Raw genomic sequence first — 25594 nt, 5'->3', positions numbered from 1 at the left:
TTGGAATGGATATATTCATGAAAAATAAATTCGGAGGAGAGTTAGAGCTCTCCTCCTGCTATTATAGTTCGCACTTACCATCAGTCTTGCGAACCTTTCCATTACTGTTTCAGAGTGGAATTCTACTTGGATTGCATCTTCTTCAACTTACGGTTGCTGCTGCTTTTGTGTTAGTGTTATATCAAGTCTAACTTTCATTTTTTCCGTTATTTCATTAAATCTTCCCCAGTTATCAAAGTTGTTCGTAATATCCCATTGATCAACACGTGAAGAGATTAATTTACAATGAATCGGCTCATTGTAGTTCTCAAAAGTTTGCGAGCCGAAATTACATCGATCAGCTTCCATTCCATTTGAAGCCAACTCCCTGAGTTCATTTGTAGAACTATTCTTACTGCTACCTAATGGGGTTGTAGCAGAACGCCTTAAGTTTAATGGTTCGTAACATCTAAACGGAACATTTACACTATAATCTCTTACCCAACCATTGCTACTTTCTGCATATTGGATGTTTTTATGGACATATCCTTCTACAAATAAGGTAACATCATTTGCATCCTCGATTTCCTGTACAACTTTGCATTGTGTTAAATGAACATTTTTCCTTATTTCCTTAATTTCTCTGGCATATGATGGCAGCTTGATCTCTGCTTCGGTAGGAATAGACAGCCTAAGTTCATCCAGTATGACTGTTCGCTCGTATCCAGAAAGTGGCCGGTCATTAATTTCACAGCCAATACTTCTTGATTTCGCTACATCAGATACAGGCATTGGTGGACAACTGTTATGACCATTTCCACATCCAGTATTTTTCTTCATACATTTCACTCCTTCGTTAATTGTTTGTCAAAAGTACATGATCTTAAAACAAGTTTCTTTTGACTTCTCTATAATCTATGTATGGGGGACAAATTAATTGTGGACTGGTGTCGCTGGGTTTTCACATATTTATTGTCCATTACTCTTATGAACGATTATCTGCAACACGATGATTAAAACCTTTGAAGCTTTACTGCCTTGTACAAGTTTTTTAAAAGATCGGCTGCTGCATTATTTATTTTTGACTTCCTAACAGAAAAATCCCCTCCACAACAGGCAACTATCTAAACTTCTACCTGCTGTGAGGGGACTAATTTGCCTCTCTAATTGCTTATTTGCACACTAGAGCTATCAAGAGTTATTGCAGTATTTACACGGTTTATTGCAATGACCATTACATTGTCCATATCCTAGGAGTACTCTAATTCCAAGGATAATAAGGATCACACCAAATACAAGTACTGCGATTGCACCAACATAAAACAATATTGTCGATATTGTTCCTCCCAGGAAAGTGAATCCTCCTAATACTGCTACAAGAAAAATCGCCAACCCAGCCATAGCTGCTGCATGAAACAGAAAAGCTCGATACATGTCAATCCCTCCTTTCCATATATCTTATGAAAGAAAGGAGTAAGTGCTTGTATAGTAGTCTATCAGCTAATTCATCAAGTAGAGAATGTAAGTAGAAAGCCCTCACTTAAAATTCTTGTTAGAAAATTAAGTGGGGGAATATTCATTGATCTTTCCTATATTTCTTTTCACTCTCTGATGAATCTTTCATTTTCTTTTATTTCTTTGCTATTATAGAAATTAAAGAAAGTTCTATTTGGAGGTATTTGTATGCGAAAATTTGAAGAGCTAAAGGATATGAATACGGTTGAAAGCTTCATCCAAGAAAACCATCTGGCATTTCTTTATATATCACGTACAGATTGCAGTGTCTGTCACGCCTTACTGCCACAGGTTCAGGAATTGATGATGAAATATCCGAAAATAAAACTTGGACATATTAACGCTGAAGATGTCGAGGAAGTTGCAGGTCGCTTTTCCATTTTCACAGTTCCTGTTCTATTATTGTTTGTTGAAGAAAAAGAATATCTTCGGGAAGCACGAATTGTCCACATGGATCTTTTCAATGAGAAGGTTATTAAAATATATGTAAATTTGGTTGAATAAATATCAAAAGGAGCAAACAATGAAATCTACTCTACAAAAACTTGCCAGTGAACTAAATAATCATAACATCCTTTGGGGATTAGGCGGTTCCGCAATGCTATACCATTATCAGATAACAGATGTAGTTAATGACATTGATATCTTAATAGACGAACAACATGCTGAAGAAGTGGAGTCTATTATTTCTGCAATTTCTAAGAAGGAAGAAGCAATAAGGAAAGAGCCATTTGCAACCAAACACTTTCAAAAATATAACTATGAAGATACCTCCATTGATATAATGGGTGGGTTTCAAATCTATCATGAACAAGGACTATACACATTGGGTTTTGATCAAGCATCCATAACCGCTATTATAGTCATTGACAATATCCGGGTTCCATTTTCTTCACTTGAAGATTGGTATATTCTTTATTCATTAATTCCGGGAAAGCAATATAAAGCGGATTTGATTGAAGACTATTGGAAAGCAAACAGCATTCAACATCCAAACCTATTAAAAAGAGCACTGCAAAAGCCTTTGCCAGGCTATGTAGTGAATAACCTGGAGCGATTGCAATGCTGACCTAAGATTAGATTTCTCTCTGTCCTTCTTACATATGGCTAAATTACATTTATTCCTGAACCATTATCTCATTCAAAATTAATTCATAACCAGGTGGTACAGTCTTCGGATTTTCTACATTAACGAACCCTTCGTACAATTTTTCACCTGTATCCAACTCAATTATCGCAATTCCTCCAGGAGTCTTTCTGTCACTAAAATAATTTGCTACATACATTTTTCCTTCGTGGACTTTCATCAGCAATCCATTATTTTCCCCTTTTAATAACTGATCGATGGTTTGGCTGGAATCTATTTCTTCGCTTTCTATATTATAAGCAATGAGCTCACCGCCAGCTTCAGATTCCTGGCCAAAATAAATCATTGTACCAATCAATACTGCATTATGACTTTCCCCATTTATTTCATCAGGAAGTTCAGTACTTTTCATTTGCTTTGATTCAAGATTGTAGGTAACTAATTCTTTTGCCACCTCTTCTGAATAAACTTCCCCATCCTCGCCTTGCACGTCTTCCAATATTGTTTTTACAAAAGCAATATATTTATTTTCTTCTCCGGATGTGTTGCTGCTGGATATCAAGTCAGTGTAAGACCAGCCAATATCATTTTCCTCCTGATACGAAGCAATTAAATCATCACTAATCAACTTTTGCGTGGAAACATCAAAACGATACACGTGAAATTCGTTCTGGTTAAGTCGCTTTACGCTTTGACGGGTTATAACTTTTAATTCTCCTTCCGCCATTTGCACAGCTTCCACGTAAATATAGGCGTATTTATTTTTTTCCGGTACATCAAGCTCAAATGCTTCCGTTTCATCAGACTCTTTTTCTAAAACTTCAATGTCAAAAGTGAAGTCAGAATCATTGATCATCGATCCCAAATCGACATCGGCATATACCAATAGTTTTTCATTTTCATAAAACGGAGCAATGTTATTTTCCTTCCCACGCATAAAACTGCGGTATTCCTTTTGCAACCTTTTTATTTTTGGATCGATGTAATTAGGATTGATTAGCTCCAGAAGGGAATTGTTATTTGAATAAGCCACTTCATTCTTCTGAATTGTTACACCCTGACCTTGCTCCCCTTCACCATAGTAAGTACCTTGTAGCATAAGACGTTTAACTGCTTCTTCATCACCGCTTTTAGTTGTAATAGTGTAATCAGGAAAACTATTTTTTTCCGCTAAAGCCGATTGAATATAAAATGCCCCGATAGCAAAAATACTAATGATTGTGATCGAAATTATTTTCCAGTATCGCATCATTTTCTGTCCCTCCCCTTAAACCGTTATTTTTTTCTTTAATAGAAAATGGCTCGTCCAGATGGAAGCTCCGATAACTACCAATCCTAAGATAATTTCAAGAATAAATATTTCAATTGGATATAGATAATACGTCTGCATAATTTCCATAATCAGAATTGGTGAGAAAAAGACTAAAACTGCCAGCCCAACAAAAATGGCACCGAATAAAATCCCTTTTAAACGAAAGCTTCTTTCAAAGAGGATCGCGGTAAAAATTATAAATACTGCCATCATGCCCGCACCGTAATAAAGTACAAATTCGATAAAAGTACTTGGAATCAGCATTTGTAACTCGCGGAAGTTCTGAATGATTTCTCCAACAGTCATATCGATTCGATAATCCAGTGGCACAATCCATTTTAAAATCACGCTCTCAATCGGTAATAAAATCAGCTGAATTGCTACAAGGCCGAAAACCATTAGCAGAATTGATACAGCCTTGGAAAGGAATATCTGTATGCGTGCTGTCGGCAGCATCAGCAGACGGTAAATAAATGTATTTTTTCCAAACCAGTCACGGTACCAAATAAAGAAAACATAAAAAATCAATGCTGCAATACATAATGCAATCGGCCCCATAAACCATACGCTTCTTAGCACATGAAGCATACTCATCAAGCCTTCTGTTGCAAAAAAGTCTTCTTTAGGAATTAAGTCTTCGTAGATTGCCTCATTTGCTCTTTCGACATAGCTGTTCGATTTAATAATTACACCAGCAATCTGCGATATAATGGTTATTCCAATTAAAGCAAGATAAATTTTCATAAAACGTCCCAGTTCAAAATTAACCAATTTCAGAAAACGATTCATGTACGATAAACCTCCCTCATTACGTCAATTACAGACTTCCCTTCATTTTCACGAACCTCTTCTGTATTGAATTCTTTTATGACAGTCCCTTCATCCAACAATATAACCTTATCAATTAAATGCTCGATATCATTGATTTCATGCGTTGTAATAATAACCCCGCGATCCTCAATTAAGTGGGATGTAAATACCTCTGCAATTTGTTCTCTGCTGAAAATATCAATCCCTGAAAATGGTTCATCCATTAATAAAAAATCCACATCTAGTGCAAGGCCAAGCAAGAGATTCACTTTTGCCGTATTTCCTTTTGACAGGCTGGAAATTTTGTTACTTTCCTTTAGTTTAAAAAATCCCAGCAATTCCGTTGCTCTCTCCTGATTCCAGCTCTCATAAAAATCCTGCATGAATTGCATTGCTTCAGCGATTGTCATTTGTGGCAGCATCGTAATTGCATCAGGAATAAATGTTATTTTTTCATAGCTTGCTTTATTTATTTTTTCATTGTTTATCAATATTTCACCACTATTTACAGGAGTGAGTGCCATAATAGCGTTTAGTATGGTTGTCTTCCCAACACCATTGATCCCGATCAGGCTGGTGATTTCTCCTTTATTTGCTGTAAAAGAGACCCCATTCAACACTTTCTTTCGTCCGTATTTCTTTGAAATGTTTTTTACTTCTATCATTCATAGCCCCCCTATTCCTTGCTTTCCTTTTGGTATTTATCCTGTAGCAAACCGACAATCTCATCAAGGGGAACATTTATTGAACGTATTGATGTAACAAACGAATCAACAGCTTGTTCAATCAGTTCCTCTCGTACTGCCCCCAAAACTTTTTCATCCCTTGTGATTTTACTTGGTAAATTCCTTTCCGTATGGATCAAGCCCGCTTCCTCCATCTCTTTGTAAGCTCGTTGTGCAGTATTCGGATTTATCTTCAGCTTATTCGCCAACTCCCTGCGTGACGGGATTTCCTGTCCCGGTTCCAGCGTCCCTGTAGCAATTTGCTCCTTGAAATGTCGGACAACCTGCACATATACGGGATCCCTGTTATTAAAATTCACTTTCATAAGCACAGCTCCTATTTTTCATAGATGAACATTCTACAGTGTATTAACATCTTAATACACTGTGGACAAAAATATGTATCAATCGAGTAATACACCTTAGTCTGTATTATATGATTAATACACTTTAAAAGTCAACACTAAATATTAATCGACAAATATTGCGTAGTATCTACAATTTAATTTCCCGGGAAATATTTTATGACAAATTTCTATATTATCCTCGTTATTAACTGAGAAAGGAAAAATTCAAACAGAATTTATGCTAAAATGAACATACAAATAGGTGCAAAAGGGGAATATTGTAAGTATGAAATTAGTATCATGGAATGTAAATGGAATACGTGCATGTGTAAGAAAAGGTTTTCTGGATTATTTTCATGAAGTGGATGCAGATATCTTCTGTCTTCAGGAAATAAAATTACAGGAAGGCCAAATAAATTTGGAGCTGGAAGGCTATCATCAATATTGGAATTATGCACTCAGAAAAGGATATTCAGGTACAGCGGTTTTCACAAGGGAAAAACCATTAAATGTTAAATACGGGTTAGGTGAGGCAGACACACAAGAGGAAGGCCGAATCATAACATTGGAATTTGAAGAATTTTATTTAGTTAATGTTTACACGCCTAATTCCAAGAGGGATCTAACAAGATTGGAATACCGGCTGGAATGGGAAGACGAGTTATACAGCTATTTAAAAGAACTCGATGCCCAAAAGCCATTCATCTATTGCGGCGATCTAAATGTTGCGCATCAGGAAATCGATCTGAAAAATCATAAAACTAATCACGGGAATTCCGGATTCACTACAGAGGAAAGGGGCAAAATGACACGGCTATTAGAATCGGGATTTATTGATACGCTTCGGCATTTTCATCCCGATACTGAAGGGATCTACTCGTGGTGGTCTTATATGAAAACAATACGTGAAAGAAATGTTGGATGGAGAATTGATTATTTCATCGTATCCAGTAGATTAAAAGATTATCTGCAGGATTCTCAGGTTCATTCACAGGTAATGGGAAGTGACCATTGTCCAATTATGCTGGAAATCGATAAACCAAGTCAGCTTGTGTAACCAGCCGTTCATCTTCCATTCATAAAGATAAATTATACTAAGCCTATAGAATGATAAAAGGAGAGGATTTTTTGAATAATTATAGCAAAGTACTACTTCGGTTTTCAGCGATTTTCGCACTTATAGGAGCCTTTCTAGGTTCTCACATGGCAGGTGCTGGCGGATACGAATTCCGTACAGTTCATGCACATATATTAGTTGTTGGCTGGCTGACACTATTCGCCTGGGCTGTATACTATAAAGTTTTCACACCTTCGAATAAAATTCTCGCAGCACTGCATGTTTGGACGGCAATCATCGGTGCCATTGGCTTAACTGGCGGTATGTGGATATATTATCTTCGTCCATTCAATCTGGGAGATACGCTGACAACAGTGCTTTTCATTGTTGGTGGAACGATTTTATTATTAAGCTTTGCATTCTTCCTGATTTTAACGTTTTTGAAAACGGAAGATGAGAAATAGAAAAAATGGAGCTGTCATCCCGTGAAAGATGACAGCTTCGTTATTTAAGCACTTCTTTTAGCCTTTGATTTAGTTTTTGCAAATCGATACCTTTCACCTCTTCGTTTTCCAAATTATATTTATTTTTCAGCTCTATAATCCGTCTGGCACTTTCATCAATTCTTTCTTTTGTTATTTCGCCCTTATTCACTGCCTCTTTTAACGCTTCAAATACGTTCACAACATTTTTATAATCATGTGCTACTAATATAATATCACTGCTGGATTTTACTGATTGGACAGCTGCACTCCCAATATCAAAGTTATTCGTGATTGCCTTCATTGTCATATCATCTGTAATTACGACTCCATTAAATTTAAGATCCTTCCTCAACATCTCTGTTATGACTTTTTCGGACATGGATGATGGGAATTCAGGATCAATTTCAGGCATTAGGATATGTGCGATCATTACAACATCTGCACCACCTTCGATTGCATGTTCAAAAGGAATCAGCTCAAGCTCCTGCAATTCCTTCATACTTTTATTAACGGTTGGCAGCTGCAAATGGGAATCAACCGAAGTGTCACCATGCCCGGGGAAATGTTTAATGACAGATATAATATTCTCAGATTGAATCCCTTTCATTGTTTCGATTCCTAGGCTGCTTACAATTTCAGAATTATTCCCGAATGAACGATCACCAATTATCGGATTATCTGGATTACTGTTCACATCCATTACAGGTGCAAAATTGAGATTAAAACCAAACGCTTGTAATTGCTTGCCTAATAGTGTTCCGATGTCATAGGCAAATCGCTTATCATTTTTGTCCCCAATTTCTCCACTTGAGGGAATCGAAACCAAGTTGCCTGGAAGTCTGGAAACTTTCCCTCCTTCTTGGTCAACCCCAAGTAATACAGGTAAATGATTTTGGTTGTTCACTTGTTTAATTTGATTTAAAAGTTCAACCGTTTTTTCAGGTTCTTCCATATTATCAGCGTATAATATGAATCCGCCAACTTTATAATCAGTGATTAACTCCCTCGTTTTCTTTGTAAATTTGGCGCTGGAAATTCCACTAAAAATCATTTGTCCAATTTTTTCATCTAAACTCATCTGTTGAATGATTTCATTCGTTTTTTGATTCTTTTCCGAACTGCTTTCTTCTTGATCTGTAGACTCGTTTAAATCAGAGGTGTTTTCAGATTCGCTAGTTAAAAATTGAAACCCAATAAAAATGAAAATAATAAGTATAACGATATATCCTGCTTTCTTAATCATAGTAACCCCCTAACATAAAGTCCTTTAGAGATTTGTCGATGATATACCACTTTTAGTTTCATTTTACCCATTATTTTCTTATTGTAATACAATAATGTAAACTAATAATTAAACAAGGAGGTTGTTCAATAATGAAAAAACTGATTCCACATATTCGTATCGAAAACTGTAAGGAAGAACTGGATTTTTATCAAAAGGTATTTGGCGGAGAGATCAAACATACACAACTAGCAGACGGGATTGAAATGTTTAAAGGACAAGAAGGAAAGTATATTCATGCTGAATTACATATTAATGAGCAATGTACTATATTTTTTGCGGATACTTTAGTCAATAAGTTTATTAACGGCAGCAATATTTTACTTGGTCCGGAGCTCGACAGTGAAGAAGAAATTACTCGAATATATTATAAGCTAGCTGAAGACGGGGAAATTCAAATGGAATTACAGGATACTTTCTGGGGTGCGAAACACGCAATTGTTAAGGATAGAAATGGTGTTTCCTGGGAGCTTAATTATACGAAAGAATAACTTTGCTATAAAGGCAATTGCCTAGCCTTTTTTAATTAAGAAGCCCGATGTTACAGTTATTAAGTTTATAATATGGGCTATAAACCACTCAAGAACGGATTAAATCCATTCCCTCACCTTAGCTATTTGGTTGAAAAACTTCCTAATACGGATATGGCAGATAAAGCAATTTGTCTAAACTACTTCCATGGTCGCCAAAAATTATAGAAGAATGCCGTCCAAATAAATCTAAAGCACACTCAAAAACCCACCTAGATTTCTAGATGGGTTTTATTTAACACTAACTAACTTATCTCACCCGTAAAGGCGTAAGTTAAGTGAATACTGGAATGAATCTCCTGCACCTCAGCCCATGACAAGCTTACTTTATACTTTTGCTTTTTTACTTGCAACTAAATTAGCAGCATTTAAATAGCCTGCCCCTTGGACGTTAGGGGATTGTCCCAAATCTTCACATGCATTCATAAGCTGCTCTTTTACTTGGTCTGGGGTTAGATTAGAAGAGCGTTGAAGTAACTGTGCTGCAACTCCTGCACATATTGGTGTGGCCATGGAAGTTCCAGATAAGGAAACATAGTTTTCATCGACACGTGCTGCTTTATTTGTTTTATCGAGGAAAGAGTTTGGTGCTCGCAAAGAAATAATATTTACACCTGGCGTTAACAAATCAGGCTTCGTTAGACCATCAATCGTTGGACCTCTACTTGAAAAGTCAGCTGCTGCATCATCAGTACGGCCGACTGTATTATTATCGTCAGCTGCACCGACCGTAATGACTTTTGGACTTATACCAGGGCTTGCAATGGTTTGTTCTTCAGACCCTGAGTTACCGGCAGCCACACAAACAACTATTCCGTTATTCCACGCCACCTCAACAGCATTTACTACAGGATCATCTTCTGCAGGTTCCACAGCTTCTGAACCAAGTGACAGGGAAAGGATATTAATATTATATTCGGACTGATTTTGGATACACCACTCAATACCTTCAATAACAGTTGATAAGGAACCGGAACCCATTTTATTTAGAACTTTAACGCCAACTAAATTAGCATCAGGAGCTGGCCCTTGGTATTGACCATCAGATAATGAACCATTACCTGCAGTATCTCCGGCACAATGGGTACCATGACCATTATCATCATAAGGATCACTTTTACCTTTAACGAAATCAGCAAAACCAATGATTCGACCTTCTAAATCCTTATGCGGGTGAATACCTGTATCGATTACTGCAATAGTGACACCTTCTCCTGTTAATCCATTATCTTTTAACACATCTGAGTTTATTGCTGGAGGTGCAGTATCAAGTAAAGCTGTCACCTTTCTGTCATAATAGACTTTCTTGATGTGGCTACAGCTTTTGACTAAATGCTCAATACTTTCTGCAGATAATTTAGCTGAACAACATGAGATAGAAGGATATTCGCGAAGAGATTTGCATTTCGTTTTCTTTACATCATTTAAACCAAATGCAAAGGAATCTGGTTCAAACCTTATTACAACAGGATACTTCTTCACCTTCTTCCTTACTCGCTCTACTGGACTTTGCAGAAAACACGGAATGTAACGAAATGGTCGATACAGGTTAACCATTTCCTGCCGTATTTTTTTGTCAAATTTCTTTCCATTACTTCTGACCAATTCAATCATTGAAAAATTTAACATAATGTTTCTCCTTTCTTATATTTACGTTATTGTACGTAACTTGTCAGAAAGGAGAGTAGTTGAATAGTATAGAAAATATAAAAAGAGGTATAAATCTATTTTATATTTGTATATCTTGTAGTATTTCTTCTAGTTTTTGGATTGCAGACCGAACCATTCTCTCATATAAATTTAAAATATTTTGTCCATAATAATCTCCCGGTACCGCCCATTTTCCGTTTAAGGCAACCCAACTTTCACCAGACCCTCTCGTTACCAGGTCAAAACGGGGGTCAACAAGCGGATATTCATCTGGTAATGAATCTGTGGATGCATATGCAAATAAATGCTGTATATGTGCGAGTACACCTTCTCTTAGTGTAGCAAAACTTGCGCCGGGATTATCCGGTCCGGTTGCACCTAATCCGCAAAAGTTGTTTTGTTCAGGCTGTACTACACCAGTAAATCGTAAAAAATTTGTTTCATGCATTGCCTGAGCAAAGGCGATATCTCCCCTGATTCCATAATAGGTTCCAAAGGTTAAATAATAGTTTCCTAACTTAATAGCATCCGCGTTTATCTCTTTAACATACTGATTCATCAATTCTGGTGACAGAAAGGTCGTACCTAAAATAGAATACCCAGAAGTATCTTCCTGGCTTCCATTTTCCGTAATAATGAAAGCATCTTCAATTCCTGCATTTTTGACTTCATTCAAACGTCTCTCCGCGTTTTCCCGGATTGAAAAAGCACCAGCTTGAACACGGTACCATTGTTCACCAGAAATGGTAATTGCAGTAACAAATGATTCGATACCTTGCGAATCCAAATAAGCTGCTCTATTATCTGCATTTTCCCTTGATTGGAAAGAGCCAGCTCTTACTTTATACATCGTTCCAGAATCATTATCTTTCCTCTGAAGATTAAACGCTTTTTCTAAACCATTCACATGACCTTGTGCAACATTCTCGCGCCATGATGATTGTTTCATTAGATTTGCATCATGTGTGTTATCAATAAAACCATTTTCTGTTAAGAGTGCTGGCATTGATGGTTCACGTAGAACATGGAAATTTGCTTTTTTCTGTCCACGATTCGTTAGTTCGTTTACGCTACTTATCTCAACATGCAGAATATCTTGATATTCTGCAGTCTGTGAAGTGTCAGATAAGCTACTGTGAATATAGTCTTCATAGCCTTGAGCAGAGCCATTAAAGGCATTGCAATGAATAGATAAGTAATAATCTGCTCCCCAAGAATTCGCCTCGTTTGTTCGCTGATCTAGACTTTTACTACTATCACCTGTACGACTCTTTTGTACATCAACATTTTCATAATCATTTGTTAAAATGTTACGAATTCGAAGAGCAATATCTAAATTAATATCCTTTTCATTTATCCCATTGCCTCTTGCTCCTGGATCTGAACCACCATGACCTGGGTCTAAATATAATTTCATTCAAAATAACCTCTCTTTCTAAATTTGTAATACTATAGTACGTAGAATAAGGAAAAGTAATTGGATAAATTGTTCATTATCTAACAAATTGGTGAAAATGATGGAGGCGTGAAAAGATATACTAGTATTAAGGGTTAGATTATAGAAGTAAGCCAAGTTTAGTGAAAATAATAAACGAACACATCTAGATATTAATTTAGTGTGCTATTCATCCATACACTGTTTAAATTTTGCCATAGATTACTAAGTAGTAATAAGGAAATAAATTTTGTATGTTTTCGAAGGGAAAAGTCTATATAAGATGTATTCTAGAAATATAAGGACCAATTTTTAATTGTATGACAATCTTTTTTTCAAAGATAACATGTTGTCCATTTTCTCAACAGATGAAAAACAAACGATTTATCCAAGATAAACGTCAACTCATAAAAGTTAATTATGTATACAGTATATTAGAACGATAAAAAGGAGGGAAAAATGATATGTCAAAACACAAAAGGCAATATGATCAAGATGGAAACCAAGAGTATTATTTCTCTAACAGTAAAGCTCATGCAGAAGCAGATGTTGATTTCGATAGTGATATCTATGTAGATAACGAAAACGAGAATGAAAATGATAATGACTTGAAAAACAAAAACCGTAATCTAAACTTTGCAAAAGTCGTCAAAAGCGGCAACTCATATGTAAACATCAAATCCCATGAAGAAGAAGATGCTGATGAAAACGATGACGACGTTGGTGGCGTGGATGACAATAATCACAGTTCCAAGAAAAAAAAGAAGTGTCGTTAACAAATCGTTAGTGGGATAGCTTTGTTATCCCACTATTTTTCTATGAAAGGAGAGATATTACTTGGAAAACGCAAGAGGCAATGTCCGTCCAATCGATTTTAAAAATGATACGCGATCTACCATTGATTATAGCGGGAATTCTGATATCGATATAGAAGTTACCGTTGATACCACTCCGATTGCATATGCTATGTTATGTACACTTTTAGCTACAAAACAAATTTCTGACTTTGAATTTAAGACAGCTGTCCGTAGATTAGAAGATTTAACTAATAAAGGAAAAAACCCGACAATTAGAGAGATGAATGATTTATCCCAAGTGAAACTAAATAAAAAACGGTTAAGATGACGCTAAGAAAAATGAGAGAAACTATACAATCACCAACCTAGTGAAAAAAGGCAAAGAAAATGGAGTACATGTTGTTTACCAATATAGGGAATTCTTTATAGGAAAAAGCAGGCCAACCTGGTTAATATAGGGAAATCCTGCTTTGATTTTCAGTTGGCTTATAGGGAAGATTGTGAATGAGTAACAGAATTTGGTTTGAAGATGCTGGTAAAATACTGAATCAAAAATTAGTGAAACAATTAAGGATCACCGAAAAGACTACCCCAATGAAATCAATCAAAATGAAATAACCATCATTATTTTTTTGAAGAAGAACTGTGAAAAAGATGCCAAAGACACCCTCCTTCAAGCCTACAGCTTGAATTCCTATAATCAACTAGCAATGGTATAACAGCTTCTAGAACAGTTGTTAAAGAAGAACGTAAAATTGCATGCCCCCTACCTCATTTGGAACAAAATACCTATTCCAAAAAATGAATGAAACATATGTCTGTGAAGATTCTAGGAGTGCAATTACAAATGACTATTTAGATATTTATTGGGATGATTTAGAAGATGTGTTGCAATTTCGAGTGCAACAGGTACAGGTTAAGTATGGGATTATTAAGATGGATAAACCGCATGAAGTCAATTTCAGAATTCTTGATCATGCGGTTTTACTTTTGTATATAGAATTAAAGCCTATCATTTTTTCACTTATGTCCCTCTTACTATTTTTATTGTTTGAGCGTCTTAAAATAATCAATGATACCTAATGAACTTACCTGCATGTCCAGATTAATCAAAATAAATACCTCATGATCATCGCCAATTCCAAGTTCCTGAAGATGATGCTTTACTCTTGCCAATAATCGACTTGCAAGTTCATCATATCCTTTACTCTCTGCAACAACCTGCTCCCCTTCTTCCACAAAAACATCAAGCCAAGCTGCTACTTCACGAAGTGCTTCATCCGTATTTTCCGTCATTCCAAAATGCCCATAATATATTCGATCCAATTTCATATCGAGCATGCGGTTAATAGATACCTGCATCGCTTCAGGGTCAAAATGGTTTGGAGAGGTTGTAGGTAAAAATAAATTAATGCCATCAGGAATCAGTTGTTCATAACGAATTCCCACCGTATCTCCTGTAAACATGCCATTGCTAACAGGATCATATATACTAAAGTGATGTTTGGCATGTCCTGGTGTATCTAAAAATTGAAGTGTACATTCTGGGCCAATCTTGAGTGTATCGCCTTCTCCTTTTATAAGCAGAAGTTCTTCAGGCACAGGAATAATAGGATCAAACAGTTCAGAAAAGCTTTCTCCATAAATTGCTCTTGCCCCAGCTGCCAGTTTTTTTGGATTTACCAGATGTCTTGAACCTCTAGCGTGAACTACAACTTCAGCGTTTGGACATTCCTTTAACAATAGACCCGCCCCACCAGCGTGATCAAGGTGAATATGTGTAACAATAATATATCTTACCTGATCAAGTGAAAAACCTAATGACTCTAAGCCCTTTTTAATATACTTAACAGATGGGCTTGGTCCTGTTTCAACAATTGTTAATTCTTCCTCATCAATAACATATGTACCCGTACGTTCCGGTACATCCAGATCAAATCCATCGATTAAATGGATCCTGTGATCTAATTGAATTGGATTTTTTTGATGCATGTCAAAACCTCCATTCTTTATTTAGTTTTGCAGTTTTTCCTCTAATGGTATTATACAACTGTTCATTATATTTATCTAATACCTGAAATTCAGATTTTCATCGTACTATTACTGTCAAAATTGAAAAATGTCCAGAGGAAAATACAATTTCCTCTCTTCACTTCTCATAAGAAATTCAAAATTAGTTGTTTTACTCTAAAAATTCGACAATTCCATTTATCAAGCCGTCTGCCAATGGAAGATCCGGATTTGAATATGTCTGCATATTTCCTTCACGATCTGCAGGAGCTTCTTTCAAAACATGATTCATTTTTTCAATTAACATTAATTCGGCATCACTTTTTGCTTCATGAAGTAATTTTGCCTCACTGACGGGAACCTGTAAGTCATTTTCTCCATTAACAATGAGCGTGGGAACTTCCAGTTTCTGAATTTCTTCCGCAGGATCATATTGCATCCATGATGATAGGAAGGATTGAACGGATGGACGAAATACACTTTGTAATTCCTGACTAATATTTTCTACATGTTTACCTTCTTTTAGCTGTTGCAATATTTCCTTGCTTTCTTTCAACAATTCATCTGATAATTGCTCACTTAGTTGATTTTCCAGCACTTTGTCTATGGGCTGACCTGCTCCCGCTAAAGATATAAAGGAAGAAACATTACTTTCCCGTGCCGCAAGCATACCTACTAAAGAACCTTGGCTATGGCCGATAATACCGACCTGCGAATAGTTCTCATCTTTTTCCAAAAGCTCCACCCAGGAAGTAGCATCATTAACCATTTGATCAAAAGTCATTTCCTGCTCGGGTATTGCTGATTGTATATTTTTCCCGGCACCTCGTTTATCGTAACGAACAGTGGCTATCCCTTGTTCAGCAAGCTGTTCAGCCAATAATTTTAAACTATTATTTTGGATGCCTGGTGAATTCCCATTACGGTCTGTTGGTCCAGAACCAGGAATAATGATCATAACAGTGAATGAACCCTCGCCGTCAGGAGTTTCCAGCTCACCATGAAGTGTTCCATGATCTGTTTCTATCTGGAGAAATTCACCATCTTCTTCATCATTACCCACCACAGCTTCTCCTTTTGCCAACTCAAACGGGAATGACTGTCCATTTTGTTTAAACGTACCTGTAATTTTTTCATCTTCCAAATTGCCATCAAATGTAATATATTGACCCTGAATTTCCATGGTAAAAACAATATTCATATCCTCCATTTTAATTGTGGACAGTGGATAATTTTGGACTCCTTGTATTGGAATACTGAGTTCACCAGTCAACTCATCCTTGTTTTCAAAATCCACTTGAATGTCAAGCGGCTGGTTAGGTATTTCTATTGCACCAGACCAGAAGCCTGTTAAGCTTTCCATTATTGAATCATCTCCTTTAGAAGATTCATCTTCTTTATTATCATTATTGCATCCCGTTAAAATAATGAATACTATCAATATTGACATTAGACCTTTTTTCACAAATTAGCCTCCTTGATAAAAACCTTAATTATGATACGATTGATGTCCATTAAAGGTTTCAATCAGGAAAAAGCATCTACACAAAATGTGTAAATGCTTCATTTATTTCCTCCTCGCTATCCACTTATATTTTAGCAAATTTAATCCTTTTATAGTTCTAATATCGATATGTTCCGCCATTTTCCTATAATAACTGCATAACAATCCACGGGGCTGAATACAAAATCATAAATTGCACACCATAGTTAACGCCCCAGCGGTGTAAAATACCTGCTACCAGTCCGATTAAAAGTACACCACCAATATTAATTAGTCCGGCATCCCTATATGCAAGCATGATAACAAGTCCAAAAAACACCCCTAGTAAAGCTTCATGCGGAATATATTTAAACACGAAAGCACAAATTTGCTGGGAATATTTTATCGTAACGAAAAATGTCAGACTTATTGCGATTACAGCACCTATTACAGTGGCAATTACAAAATCACTCATTGACAAAATATGATGTAAGTTATGATCTTCTGTAAAAACCGGTGGTGCCTCAAACAGAGCAATACCCGGTCCAATTGCTGTAGGTGACAAAGGTAGTCCTATCGCAATTAAAGGTATTAGTGTTCCTGCAATATATCCAGCGTTTGTAACCCCGTCCATACTCGAAATAGCCCTTGAGGCTTTTTTTATCGGCTCCTTTATACGACTGGAGAATAATTCTCCTAAAAAGATGGTCATCCCGACAGGACTCATAAAGAAAGTTCCAACCCCAAAAACCGAAGCTATAGCAGACGATCCCACCTCTTGTTTATCCAATAGCTTAAATGGATTTGGAAATCCCTTTATCGGCTTTTGTTTCCTTAATACAATATCATTTGTTTTTCTGCGTGGTAAGCTGTTACGAATGTCCTTATTCAACAATTCAAATAATCGTAAAATAATAGGGCCTATTGTGATTCCAAGAAAAAAGGAAGTGAAAACCGTTGTATCTTCCGGTACTGCACCGATCCCCCAATATAGGTGTCTTAAGCCTTGAATCAGCAAAGCAAAGGGCACAATGGAGATTAATGCAAGCCAACGATTCTTGGTCATTAATGCCAGGAACACTGCACCACCAAAAAATATTTGGCTGGAGTATTCTGCAATGACGTCCCCTAGTGGTATAAGCATATTTGCCAAAATTAGACTTAGTGGCACGGAAATAATCGTACCGATCACAGAGCCTGAAGCCATTTTCCGAATACTGACGTCAGGCATACCATGTTTTTTCAGCACCATTGCATGCTCAACCATGGGGGCAGACATAACGCCTCCCGGAATGCCTGCGATTGCTACAGGAATAGAGTCCGTTAGTTTTTTCGCAACTATTGCCGAGATAAAAAATGCCAAGATGACAATCGGTTCCATACCAGTTAGAACTAATACCAATGTTACCGGAGCTAAAACTGCGGTTTCATCTGTACCTGGAGCTATCCCTATGATCGTATATAATACTGCACCAAAAACGGATGCAGCAATCATTTCTATAATTATTGTTAAATCCATCCTTTAGTTCTCCTCATCCACATAAGTGATCGTACGCTTTGGTTTGATGATAATGCTGCAAATTGCAAAACCAACAACGACTCCAATTAAGCCAAACATTAGTTGTTTTGATGAGTCATCCGGTGCAATGAGATAGCCCCCCAATGTAGTTATCGTACAAATTGCGATACTTAATATTAAATCCTTAATGTTTACAATATCTTCCCAAACCTCGATATTTTCCCCATTATTATCTTTATCATTTGATTGATGAACAGGTGGTTGTTTTTTCGTCATAAAAGTCGTCCTCTCTTTTTCTTCAAAACTAAATTATACAACTTTTTATTTGTGAAATGAAGTTCAAAGTTAAAATACTTATAGGGCATAACTTTAATTAGTAAATAATAAATAATTCCAATGAATAAGTTCACAGGTAATGCTCAAAATAACATTGATAATATGAAGGAGGTAATTTTATTGCAAAATCAACAAAATCAAAATTTACAAGGCTCCTCACAAATGCCTGCACAGCAAAGTCATGGGGGACATGAATTATTTGATGCACATGAAGCAATAGGTGGGTTGGTTGGCGGAATGGAACAATGCTTGCTATATGAACAGCATATTCAGGATCCCGAATTAAAAACGATGTCACAGCAGCATAAAACATTTTTAACGCAAACGTACAATACGATCGTAGAGACATTAAAAACCGGACAGGAGCCTGCTGTTAAAACACAAACCTATAACATGGCTCAGGGAAATAATGTAGTATACGGAATGCAGCCATCTCAACCGAAAACTCCTGCACAATCTGTTAATGAATTGAACGATGAGTGCATCTCCAGTTTTATGATGGGGAATTTAAAAGCTTCAGCTTCATCCTTTACTATGACTGCATTAGAAGCAACAAATCCAGTATTAAGAAGGGTCTTTGCCGATAGTATTCCCAATTTAATCGAAATGGCCTATGAAGTATTTTTATACCAGAATAAAAATCAGTATTATCAGGTGCCACAGCTGAAACAAGAGGATATGCAAAATTATATAAATAGTTATGCACCAGTGCAAGGTACAATGCCACATTAATATAATGGAATTAACAAGAAATAGCATACCAATTGAAAATGGTATGCTATTTTTTTTCGTTAATATGTTCTCTGGGGTGATACTTTGCTTTCTGGTGCTAAAATCTATGTGCCCATACCGCCCGAAATCAAGAGTAACCGGGCAAAACTGGATATTGTTGAGAGACGAACGGACAAAGTTGAGAGAAAACTGAATCTTGTTGAGAGAAATTCCGGCAAAGTTGAGAGATAAATGTTTATATTCTTTTTATCTCTCAACTTTCTTATGTTTTCTCACAACTTTTCATTGGTTTCTCTCAACTATCAGCACTTTTCTCTCAACTTTCCACTCTTTAACCCCAACTGAAGACTAGTCCAACAAGCGATTATTCTCATCTACTGACATTACTCTTGCCGGTCTCGCAGCATCAGACTGTGCATAGATCCCGTCTCCATTGCAAACACTGCATTTATACTGCCAGCCTTCATCATCTGACAGCATTCCCGTTCCTTCACAGGCCTTGCACGTATTCTCTCTACTCACCATGAATATCTTCTCCTTTCTATTATGGTTTTACCTTTCGATCTTTCACCCAGTTAATAATTCCGCCTTTTAACATAATTTCTATTTGCCGTTCAGACAAAGCGTGTCTTACTTTTATTAGCTGATTTTTACCTTTTACACTTAAAGTAAATTCATTTCCTGCAACAACTTTTGACCTTAAGCCGGAAGCTTCAAGAATGTCACCTTGTTCTAGCAAGTCATAATCCTCTTCATTGACAAAAGTTAGTGGAAGCACGCCAAAGTTAACCAGGTTTTGCCAATGGATACGAGCGAAATCTTTCACTAAGGCTACCCGCAGTCCGAGATATCTTGGCGCAAGTGCAGCATGCTCCCGACTTGAACCCTGCCCATAGTTGAAACCGCCAACTACAGCATGACCACCTTTCTCTACAGTTTCTTTTCCTCGTTTATAATATGTTTCATCAATAATCTCAAATGTAAATTTACTTATTTCCGGAAGATTACTTCGAAATGGCAGCACTCTTGCTCCTCCAGCAAGTATCTCATCTGTAGAAATGTTATCCCCCATCTTTAATAAAATAGGAATTTCTATCTGATCAGACATTTCATCCATCTTTGGAATGGAAGCGATATTTGGTCCTTTGTGTAATTGAACCTTTTTTGCCTCTTCATATGGCAATGGTTTATCCAATAAATTCACGTCAACTGTTGGGTTCTTTGGATCTTTTACCTTTGGAAAATTTCCATCTACTGTTCTAGGATCAGTGATCACACCAGTTAATGCCGATACTGCTGCAGTTTCCGGACTGCATAGATAGACACTATCTTCCTTCGTCCCGGACCTTCCTGGAAAATTCCTGGGCGTTGTTCGTAAACTATTCCTCCCGGATGCAGGAGCCTGCCCCATACCGATACATCCGTTACATCCGGCCTGGTGCAAACGCCCACCTGCCTGAAGAAGACTCGCAACATGGCTTTCCATAACTAAATCTGTTAGCATCTGCTTGGAAGTCGGGTTAATATCGAAGGAGACACCATCTGCTACATGTGAATCCTTTACAATCTCGGCAGCTATCGCAAAATCACGAAACCCCGGGTTAGCTGAAGAGCCTATATAGGATTGATATATTGGCGTTCCTGCAACCTCTGTAACAGGAACTACATTACCAGGACTGGATGGTTTGGCAATGAGTGGTTCAATCTCAGCAAGATTCAATTCATCATTAATATCGTATGTGGCATTCTTGTCTGCAAGTAGTTCAATCCAATCATCTTCCCTGTCCTGCTCTTTTAAATACCGCTTTATTTCCTTATCTGAAGGAAATACGGTACCTGTCGCTCCAAGCTCTGCCCCCATATTTGCGATAACATGACGATCCATTGCGCTCAGGTGTTTCAATCCAGGACCATAGTATTCAATGACCCTTCCTACTCCACCTTTGACATCATGCCTGCGAAGAAGCTCCAGAATCATATCTTTTGCACTTACCCAATCAGGGAGCTCCCCTGTTAATTTGATTCCCCATACTTCAGGCATTTTCACATAAAAAGGCTCCCCCGCAATGGCTAATGCTACATCAATTCCACCTGCCCCCATTGCAAGCATTCCCATACAACCATTGGCACAGGTATGGCTATCTGAGCCAAGGAGAGTTTTCCCCGGTTTTGCTAATCGCTGCATATGGACAGGATGACTCACACCATTACCCGGGCGACTATGGTACAATCCAAACCTCCTTGTGGCACTATGTAAAAATAAATGATCATCTGGATTTTTATTATCCACCTGAATTAAATTATGATCTACATACTGGGCTGATGCTTCTGTTTTTGCCTGGTCTAATTCCATTGCCTCCAATTCCAGCATGACTAACGTACCTGTTGCATCCTGGGTCAGTGTCTGATCAATTTTCAGACCGATTTCTGTACCGGGTTTCATCTCACCTGAGACAAGGTGATCTTTAATTAATTTTTGTGTTATATTTAACGACATAACATAACCTCCTTTTTGTTAGTATATGAAAATGTACTATAATTATTTGAAAATAAATATTTTAAAAAGCGAACCTATATTGATTGAATTAACGTATAATTAAGAAGAATAAATCAAAGGGAGCTGGGAAGATGAATAATCATGAGATCGATTACAAACTTCATGGGGATGACATGCAATTTGTTGAAGTGGAGCTCGACCCACAAGAAACAGTAATTGCCGAGGCAGGAAGCTTAATGATGATGGATGATCAAATTCAGATGGAAACGATTTTTGGAGATGGTTCAGAAAAACAGGGTAGCGGAATTATGGGAAAACTTCTTGGGGCCGGTAAACGTGTAATTACTGGGGAAAGTCTATTTATGACAACTTTTACGAATGAGGGTGCGGTAAAAAAACATGTTTCCTTCGCTTCTCCCTATCCAGGGAAAATTATTCCAATGGATTTAAGTGAAATTAATGGAAAGTTAATTTGTCAAAAAGACGCATTCCTTGCAGCAGCTAAAGGCGTTTCTGTCGGAATAGAATTCCAACGTAAAATTAAAACAGGGTTCTTTGGTGGTGAAGGCTTTATCATGCAAAAGCTTGAAGGTGATGGCATGGCTTTTGTTCATGCTGGTGGAACGATTCATAAAAAAGTGCTCGAAGCAGGAGAAACATTACGTGTTGATACAGGGTGTCTTGTCGCAATGACTGGCGAGATAGACTATAATATCGAATATGTTGGTGGAGTGAAAACAGCATTATTTGGCGGAGAAGGTCTATTCTTTGCAACTTTGCGTGGTCCTGGAACAGTTTGGATCCAATCACTGCCATTCAGCAGACTTGCAAGTAGAGTATTTGCAGCAGCACCTGAAAGAGGCGGTTCCAAAGGAGAAGGAAGTATTGCCGGAGGGTTGTTTGATATCTTAGGTGGAGACCGGAAATAACATTTTTTTCAAATAGTAAACAGATCATTTAGACACATACTAATTCTGCAATCTACTTTAAATGAGGTGGGATGACATGGGAAGAGATGAACACAGAAAATCAAAAAACAGCTTTCTGGCACAAACTCCTAAGAATCAGCTAACCGATGGCATTGATGTAGAATTTGCAGAAGAATTCGCCGATCATGATGATAAAGAAGCACAAGCAAGAAGTCGCGCAGCAGATAAGCGGGCTAAACGACGCAGTAATTAGATTATAACCGGAAGCGATTCATTATAACGATGAATCGCTTCCGGTGTTTTGTTCTTAATCTGATCACCACTAAGTCCTCTTATTTGCTTCCTATCAAACAAATTTGTACAATTTATCTATACTGGTAATAAAAAGTGAGGAATTAACATGAGTAATAAAAACGTTGATGATTATGTAACAGAAGGAATATATGGTACCAGAAGGCCAAAGGAAGCAGAAAGAGAACAATTCCTGGGCACCCTTAGGGAACGAATTGTACTTGTCTTAACAAAAGGACAGGTAATGTCTGATAAAGGACTTAAAGCATTGGGAGAAGCTATGAAAGATAATAAAGATGCCAAGCTGCTCATTAACGGCAGTGTCTCATCTAAATTTTTAAAAGAAGAAAAGGATCTGGCCAATAAATATAATATTTCTTATACAACAATTACTGATAACGAAAATGAAACAGACATAGGAGCAGTTTTAACCTATGACTACGCTATTGACAAAGAAGAAATTTTTATGAAGCAAGAAACAGAAACAAAAAATGAAGAGCAGGCAAATTCAGACTCATTTCTTTCAAAACTTAAAAGGTGGTTCACCTAAGAAAACGGACGAATACAAAAATTGTACGCTTCCGTTTTAATTATTTTTTCCGCGGTCCGTGTTCTGCCCTTGCAATTTTTTAACATAATGAACGTAAGTATTGGGATAATAAGGTTGGAGGTGTTTGCAAAAGTGAATCAACCATACAGATGTCCCAATTGCAAAACAAATAGTTCGCGATTTAATAGGATCGAACAAGTAGCAAAACCGGTTAAATTAGATTCTGACACGGGTGAAGTAATGGAGGACTATACGAATTCAAATCCGGAGGCATTTCATGTTGCATACAATGGTCCGCAATACAAAATCCAGTGTGGGGTTTGTGGTCTGATTGAAAACGAGCATTCTTTTGTTAAGTTTGCCGAATACAAGCAAAAGTAATCAGTAAATCTCAGAATAATAGAACCATCTAAACATCATTCAAATCGAATGATGTTTTTTTATACATGATTTTCTTCCTTTCAAACATAAAATACGGTATGTTATTCCATTTATCGTAAAGAGGCATCGTTTCTTTGCCATAATGAAAGAAAAATAAAAGGAAGGTGAATGTATTGCTGACAATAACTAATATGGAAAAACATTATGGTAAGATTGCGGCATTAAAAGAAGTTTCTCTTACCATTCCGAGTGGGAGCTGCTACGGTTTAGTCGGACCAAATGGTGCCGGGAAATCAACATTAATAAAAATTCTCGCATCCATTATTCATGACTATAAAGGGGAAGCTCTTATTAATGAAATTCTCCTTAATCATGATTTGAAAGAAAAAATCGGTTATATTCCACAGGATATTTGTTTAGAGGAGGATATCTCAGCAATCGGTAACTTGCACTTTTTTGGAAAGCTGTACGGAATAAAAGGAAAACAATTGCTCAAGCGCACGCAAGAGGTGTTGCGGCTCGTTGGACTGAGTGAACGAAGTAAAGATAAAGTAAACACGTTTTCCGGTGGGATGAAGCGCAGGTTAAATATTGGCTGTGCCCTTATGCATCAGCCTGATCTTATCATAATGGATGAACCAACAGTTGGGATCGATCCTCAATCACGAAGATACATTTTTCAAATGATAGAAGATTTTAAAAATGCAGGTTGTACTATTATTTACGCCAGTCATTATATGGAAGAAGTTGAAGAATTATGTGATCATGTTGCATTCATCGACAAAGGGGAAATTGTAGAAAATGGTTCTGTAGCCGAACTGCTGCAGAAATACGCCATTCCATCCATTTATATCAAAGGATCTAATATCACCCTGGAAGTGGTTGAAAAATATGGGACTGCCTCAACTAAAAAAGGCGGGTACTTGCTGCAAACAAATGAACCCTTACAAGTAATGGAAAATATTATTTTATATTGTCGTGAGAATAATATTGAGCTAGAGCGATTGGAGCTCGTGCAGCCACGACTTGAGGATGTGTTTTTCACGTTGACCGGCAGTAAACTTAGAGACTAAAGGAGGAGTATAGATGAATGCTATCATGATCATTGAATTAAAGAAACATATACAGGATAAAGGATTACTCTTTTGGATGCTGATTTTGCCGATTATTTTTACTGTATTATTTATCGCCATGTTTACAGCAAATGTGGACGCGGCAACTAAACAACAGGTCATCCTGTCCATTGTTCCAGGGTATGTAGTTATGTTTGTATTTTTCATTATGATTTCCATGGTTCAAGTATTTATTAAGGACAGAGATAAAGGAATGACTTCCAGACTTGCAAGCACACCAATCCCCCCTTATTTTTATCTGCTTGGAAAATGGATTCCGTTCATGTATATTGTCCTGGTTCAGATTATTGTGTTATTTTTATTTGGAAGGCTTGTTTATGATGTTCCATTAGGGCAACCTTTCGTTCTGCTGATTCTTTCCATATGTCTAACATTTACAGTTACTGGAATTGGCTTGGCGATGTCTGTCATTGTAAGGACAGAAAACATGGGAATAGCCTTAACACAAATCGTCGCACTAGGTGGTGCAATGTTAAGCGGACTATGGGTACCACTGGAAATGATGCCTGATTTCATGCAAACGATCAGTCGTTTTCTGCCACAGTACTGGGCACATCAAGCTTTTCAGGACGCTATGGCAGGTAATACTGTATTCACTGAGCTCCTGCAGACACTGCTTATATTATTTGGTATTGGGGTAGCTGGTTTTGTTATAGCAATTCTTCGGTACCCACATTTTCTAAAACGTTCCGTAAATTAGAGGGAACACTTGCCGAAAACTT

General features: G+C 37.1%; 29 protein-coding genes. 14 read left to right on the top strand and 15 right to left on the bottom strand.

The genetic code is table 11. The features are described from left to right. Window positions 1–147 precede the first annotated feature (147 nt). Together CIL05_RS05370 and CIL05_RS05365 are read right to left on the bottom strand one after the other, a co-directional pair. Window positions 148–819 (bottom strand): CsxC family protein, encoded by a 672-nt coding sequence (locus CIL05_RS05370; protein ID WP_095654497.1) that lies wholly within the window; start codon window positions 817–819, stop codon window positions 148–150. Between the two features lie 351 nt (window positions 820–1170). Continuing rightward, window positions 1171–1413 carry a hypothetical protein gene (locus CIL05_RS05365; RefSeq protein ID WP_095654496.1) on the bottom strand — a complete coding sequence of 81 codons (243 nt, stop codon included), beginning with the start codon at window positions 1411–1413 and terminating at the stop codon, window positions 1171–1173. Window positions 1414–1662: 249 nt separating this feature from the next. Here CIL05_RS05365 and CIL05_RS05360 point away from each other — a divergent pair, with 249 nt between their 5' ends. Together CIL05_RS05360 and CIL05_RS05355 are read left to right on the top strand one after the other, a co-directional pair. Next, the gene (locus CIL05_RS05360) at window positions 1663–1998 is read left to right on the top strand and encodes a thioredoxin family protein (RefSeq protein WP_095654495.1); all 336 of its coding nucleotides are present in this window, start codon (window positions 1663–1665) and stop codon (window positions 1996–1998) included. Window positions 1999–2017: 19 nt separating this feature from the next. After that, the gene (locus CIL05_RS05355; RefSeq protein ID WP_095654494.1) at window positions 2018–2563 is read left to right on the top strand and encodes a nucleotidyltransferase family protein; all 546 of its coding nucleotides are present in this window, start codon (window positions 2018–2020) and stop codon (window positions 2561–2563) included. Window positions 2564–2612: 49 nt separating this feature from the next. On the opposite strand, the gene CIL05_RS05350 is transcribed toward CIL05_RS05355, so the two are convergent. Genes CIL05_RS05350 through CIL05_RS05335 form a run of 4 tightly spaced genes read right to left on the bottom strand, consistent with a single transcriptional unit; the run spans window position 2613 to window position 5754 of the window. Next, the gene (locus CIL05_RS05350; protein WP_095654493.1) at window positions 2613–3833 is read right to left on the bottom strand and encodes a hypothetical protein; all 1221 of its coding nucleotides are present in this window, start codon (window positions 3831–3833) and stop codon (window positions 2613–2615) included. Between the two features lie 15 nt (window positions 3834–3848). Beyond that, on the bottom strand, window positions 3849–4682 hold the full coding sequence (locus CIL05_RS05345; RefSeq protein ID WP_095654492.1) for a hypothetical protein: 834 nt from the start codon (window positions 4680–4682) through the stop codon (window positions 3849–3851). Further along, window positions 4679–5368 carry an ABC transporter ATP-binding protein gene (locus tag CIL05_RS05340; RefSeq protein ID WP_095654491.1) on the bottom strand — a complete coding sequence of 230 codons (690 nt, stop codon included), beginning with the start codon at window positions 5366–5368 and terminating at the stop codon, window positions 4679–4681. The genes CIL05_RS05345 and CIL05_RS05340 overlap by 4 nt, the downstream gene beginning before the upstream one ends. An 11-nt stretch (window positions 5369–5379) precedes the next feature. Beyond that, entirely contained in the window at window positions 5380–5754 is a 375-nt protein-coding gene (locus CIL05_RS05335; RefSeq protein ID WP_095654490.1) for a GntR family transcriptional regulator, read from the bottom strand. A 307-nt stretch (window positions 5755–6061) separates the two neighbouring features. Between CIL05_RS05335 and CIL05_RS05330 the strand changes: the two genes are divergently transcribed. Both CIL05_RS05330 and CIL05_RS05325 read left to right on the top strand, forming a co-directional pair. Continuing rightward, complete coding sequence (locus CIL05_RS05330; protein ID WP_095654489.1) at window positions 6062–6832, top strand: exodeoxyribonuclease III; 771 nt, start codon at window positions 6062–6064, stop codon at window positions 6830–6832. Between the two features lie 71 nt (window positions 6833–6903). Then, window positions 6904–7296, top strand: coding sequence for a hypothetical protein (locus CIL05_RS05325; RefSeq protein ID WP_206207749.1), 393 nt, complete (start codon window positions 6904–6906; stop codon window positions 7294–7296). Between the two features lie 40 nt (window positions 7297–7336). Here CIL05_RS05325 and nagZ read toward each other — a convergent pair whose 3' ends face one another. After that, the gene (nagZ, locus tag CIL05_RS05320) at window positions 7337–8560 is read right to left on the bottom strand and encodes a beta-N-acetylhexosaminidase (RefSeq protein ID WP_095654487.1); all 1224 of its coding nucleotides are present in this window, start codon (window positions 8558–8560) and stop codon (window positions 7337–7339) included. 131 nt (window positions 8561–8691) lie between these two features. Between nagZ and CIL05_RS05315 the strand changes: the two genes are divergently transcribed. Further along, window positions 8692–9090 carry a VOC family protein gene (locus CIL05_RS05315; protein ID WP_095654486.1) on the top strand — a complete coding sequence of 133 codons (399 nt, stop codon included), beginning with the start codon at window positions 8692–8694 and terminating at the stop codon, window positions 9088–9090. Between the two features lie 366 nt (window positions 9091–9456). Here CIL05_RS05315 and CIL05_RS05310 read toward each other — a convergent pair whose 3' ends face one another. Next, window positions 9457–10758, bottom strand: a complete 1302-nt coding sequence (locus CIL05_RS05310) for a S8 family peptidase (RefSeq protein ID WP_095654485.1) — start codon at window positions 10756–10758, stop codon at window positions 9457–9459. A 100-nt stretch (window positions 10759–10858) separates the two neighbouring features. Continuing rightward, window positions 10859–12196 carry an N-acetylmuramoyl-L-alanine amidase gene (locus CIL05_RS05305; protein WP_095654484.1) on the bottom strand — a complete coding sequence of 446 codons (1338 nt, stop codon included), beginning with the start codon at window positions 12194–12196 and terminating at the stop codon, window positions 10859–10861. 482 nt (window positions 12197–12678) lie between these two features. On the opposite strand from CIL05_RS05305, the gene CIL05_RS05300 reads away from it, so the two are divergent. Both CIL05_RS05300 and CIL05_RS05295 read left to right on the top strand, forming a co-directional pair. Further along, the gene (locus CIL05_RS05300; RefSeq protein ID WP_095654483.1) at window positions 12679–12990 is read left to right on the top strand and encodes a hypothetical protein; all 312 of its coding nucleotides are present in this window, start codon (window positions 12679–12681) and stop codon (window positions 12988–12990) included. A gap of 61 nt (window positions 12991–13051) precedes the next feature. Beyond that, window positions 13052–13339, top strand: a complete 288-nt coding sequence (locus CIL05_RS05295) for a hypothetical protein (protein WP_206207748.1) — start codon at window positions 13052–13054, stop codon at window positions 13337–13339. Between the two features lie 716 nt (window positions 13340–14055). Here the strand turns inward: CIL05_RS05295 and CIL05_RS05285 are convergent. The 4 genes from CIL05_RS05285 to CIL05_RS05270 all read right to left on the bottom strand — a co-directional run bounded on the left by CIL05_RS05285 (window position 14056) and on the right by CIL05_RS05270 (window position 18299). Continuing rightward, window positions 14056–15003: an MBL fold metallo-hydrolase gene (locus tag CIL05_RS05285; RefSeq protein WP_095654481.1), complete on the bottom strand. Its 948-nt coding sequence runs from the start codon at window positions 15001–15003 to the stop codon at window positions 14056–14058. 190 nt (window positions 15004–15193) lie between these two features. Beyond that, window positions 15194–16486 carry an alpha/beta hydrolase family protein gene (locus tag CIL05_RS05280; protein ID WP_240510125.1) on the bottom strand — a complete coding sequence of 431 codons (1293 nt, stop codon included), beginning with the start codon at window positions 16484–16486 and terminating at the stop codon, window positions 15194–15196. Window positions 16487–16670: 184 nt separating this feature from the next. Next, a complete protein-coding gene (locus CIL05_RS05275) occupies window positions 16671–18023 on the bottom strand; it encodes a tripartite tricarboxylate transporter permease (protein WP_095654480.1) in 1353 nt (450 codons plus the stop codon). Window positions 18024–18026: 3 nt separating this feature from the next. Continuing rightward, window positions 18027–18299, bottom strand: coding sequence for a hypothetical protein (locus tag CIL05_RS05270; RefSeq protein WP_095654479.1), 273 nt, complete (start codon window positions 18297–18299; stop codon window positions 18027–18029). Between the two features lie 180 nt (window positions 18300–18479). On the opposite strand from CIL05_RS05270, the gene CIL05_RS05265 reads away from it, so the two are divergent. Then, window positions 18480–19091, top strand: a complete 612-nt coding sequence (locus CIL05_RS05265) for a spore coat protein (RefSeq protein WP_240510124.1) — start codon at window positions 18480–18482, stop codon at window positions 19089–19091. Between the two features lie 348 nt (window positions 19092–19439). On the opposite strand, the gene CIL05_RS22070 is transcribed toward CIL05_RS05265, so the two are convergent. Beyond that, window positions 19440–19616 (bottom strand): hypothetical protein, encoded by a 177-nt coding sequence (locus CIL05_RS22070; protein WP_165769046.1) that lies wholly within the window; start codon window positions 19614–19616, stop codon window positions 19440–19442. Between the two features lie 19 nt (window positions 19617–19635). Next, a complete protein-coding gene (locus CIL05_RS05260; protein WP_095654478.1) occupies window positions 19636–21588 on the bottom strand; it encodes an aconitate hydratase in 1953 nt (650 codons plus the stop codon). A 131-nt stretch (window positions 21589–21719) separates the two neighbouring features. Between CIL05_RS05260 and CIL05_RS05255 the strand changes: the two genes are divergently transcribed. The 6 genes from CIL05_RS05255 to CIL05_RS05230 all read left to right on the top strand — a co-directional run bounded on the left by CIL05_RS05255 (window position 21720) and on the right by CIL05_RS05230 (window position 25572). Continuing rightward, on the top strand, window positions 21720–22517 hold the full coding sequence (locus CIL05_RS05255) for a TIGR00266 family protein (RefSeq protein ID WP_095654477.1): 798 nt from the start codon (window positions 21720–21722) through the stop codon (window positions 22515–22517). A 76-nt stretch (window positions 22518–22593) separates the two neighbouring features. After that, window positions 22594–22770, top strand: coding sequence for a YfhD family protein (locus tag CIL05_RS05250; RefSeq protein WP_095654476.1), 177 nt, complete (start codon window positions 22594–22596; stop codon window positions 22768–22770). Between the two features lie 147 nt (window positions 22771–22917). Beyond that, window positions 22918–23358 (top strand): YueI family protein, encoded by a 441-nt coding sequence (locus tag CIL05_RS05245; RefSeq protein ID WP_095654475.1) that lies wholly within the window; start codon window positions 22918–22920, stop codon window positions 23356–23358. Window positions 23359–23490: 132 nt separating this feature from the next. Next, complete coding sequence (locus CIL05_RS05240) at window positions 23491–23739, top strand: DNA alkylation repair protein (RefSeq protein ID WP_095654474.1); 249 nt, start codon at window positions 23491–23493, stop codon at window positions 23737–23739. 164 nt (window positions 23740–23903) lie between these two features. After that, on the top strand, window positions 23904–24812 hold the full coding sequence (locus tag CIL05_RS05235; protein ID WP_338066923.1) for an ABC transporter ATP-binding protein: 909 nt from the start codon (window positions 23904–23906) through the stop codon (window positions 24810–24812). A gap of 13 nt (window positions 24813–24825) precedes the next feature. Continuing rightward, window positions 24826–25572, top strand: coding sequence for an ABC transporter permease (locus tag CIL05_RS05230; RefSeq protein ID WP_095654472.1), 747 nt, complete (start codon window positions 24826–24828; stop codon window positions 25570–25572). Window positions 25573–25594: the final 22 nt, after the last annotated feature.

This window comes from Virgibacillus profundi (assembly GCF_002287375.1).
In the GTDB taxonomy this organism is placed as follows: domain Bacteria; phylum Bacillota; class Bacilli; order Bacillales; family Amphibacillaceae; genus Virgibacillus_K; species Virgibacillus_K profundi.
The sequence above is the reverse complement of the archived record's forward strand: the minus strand, read 5'-3'. Positions and strand labels throughout refer to the sequence as shown.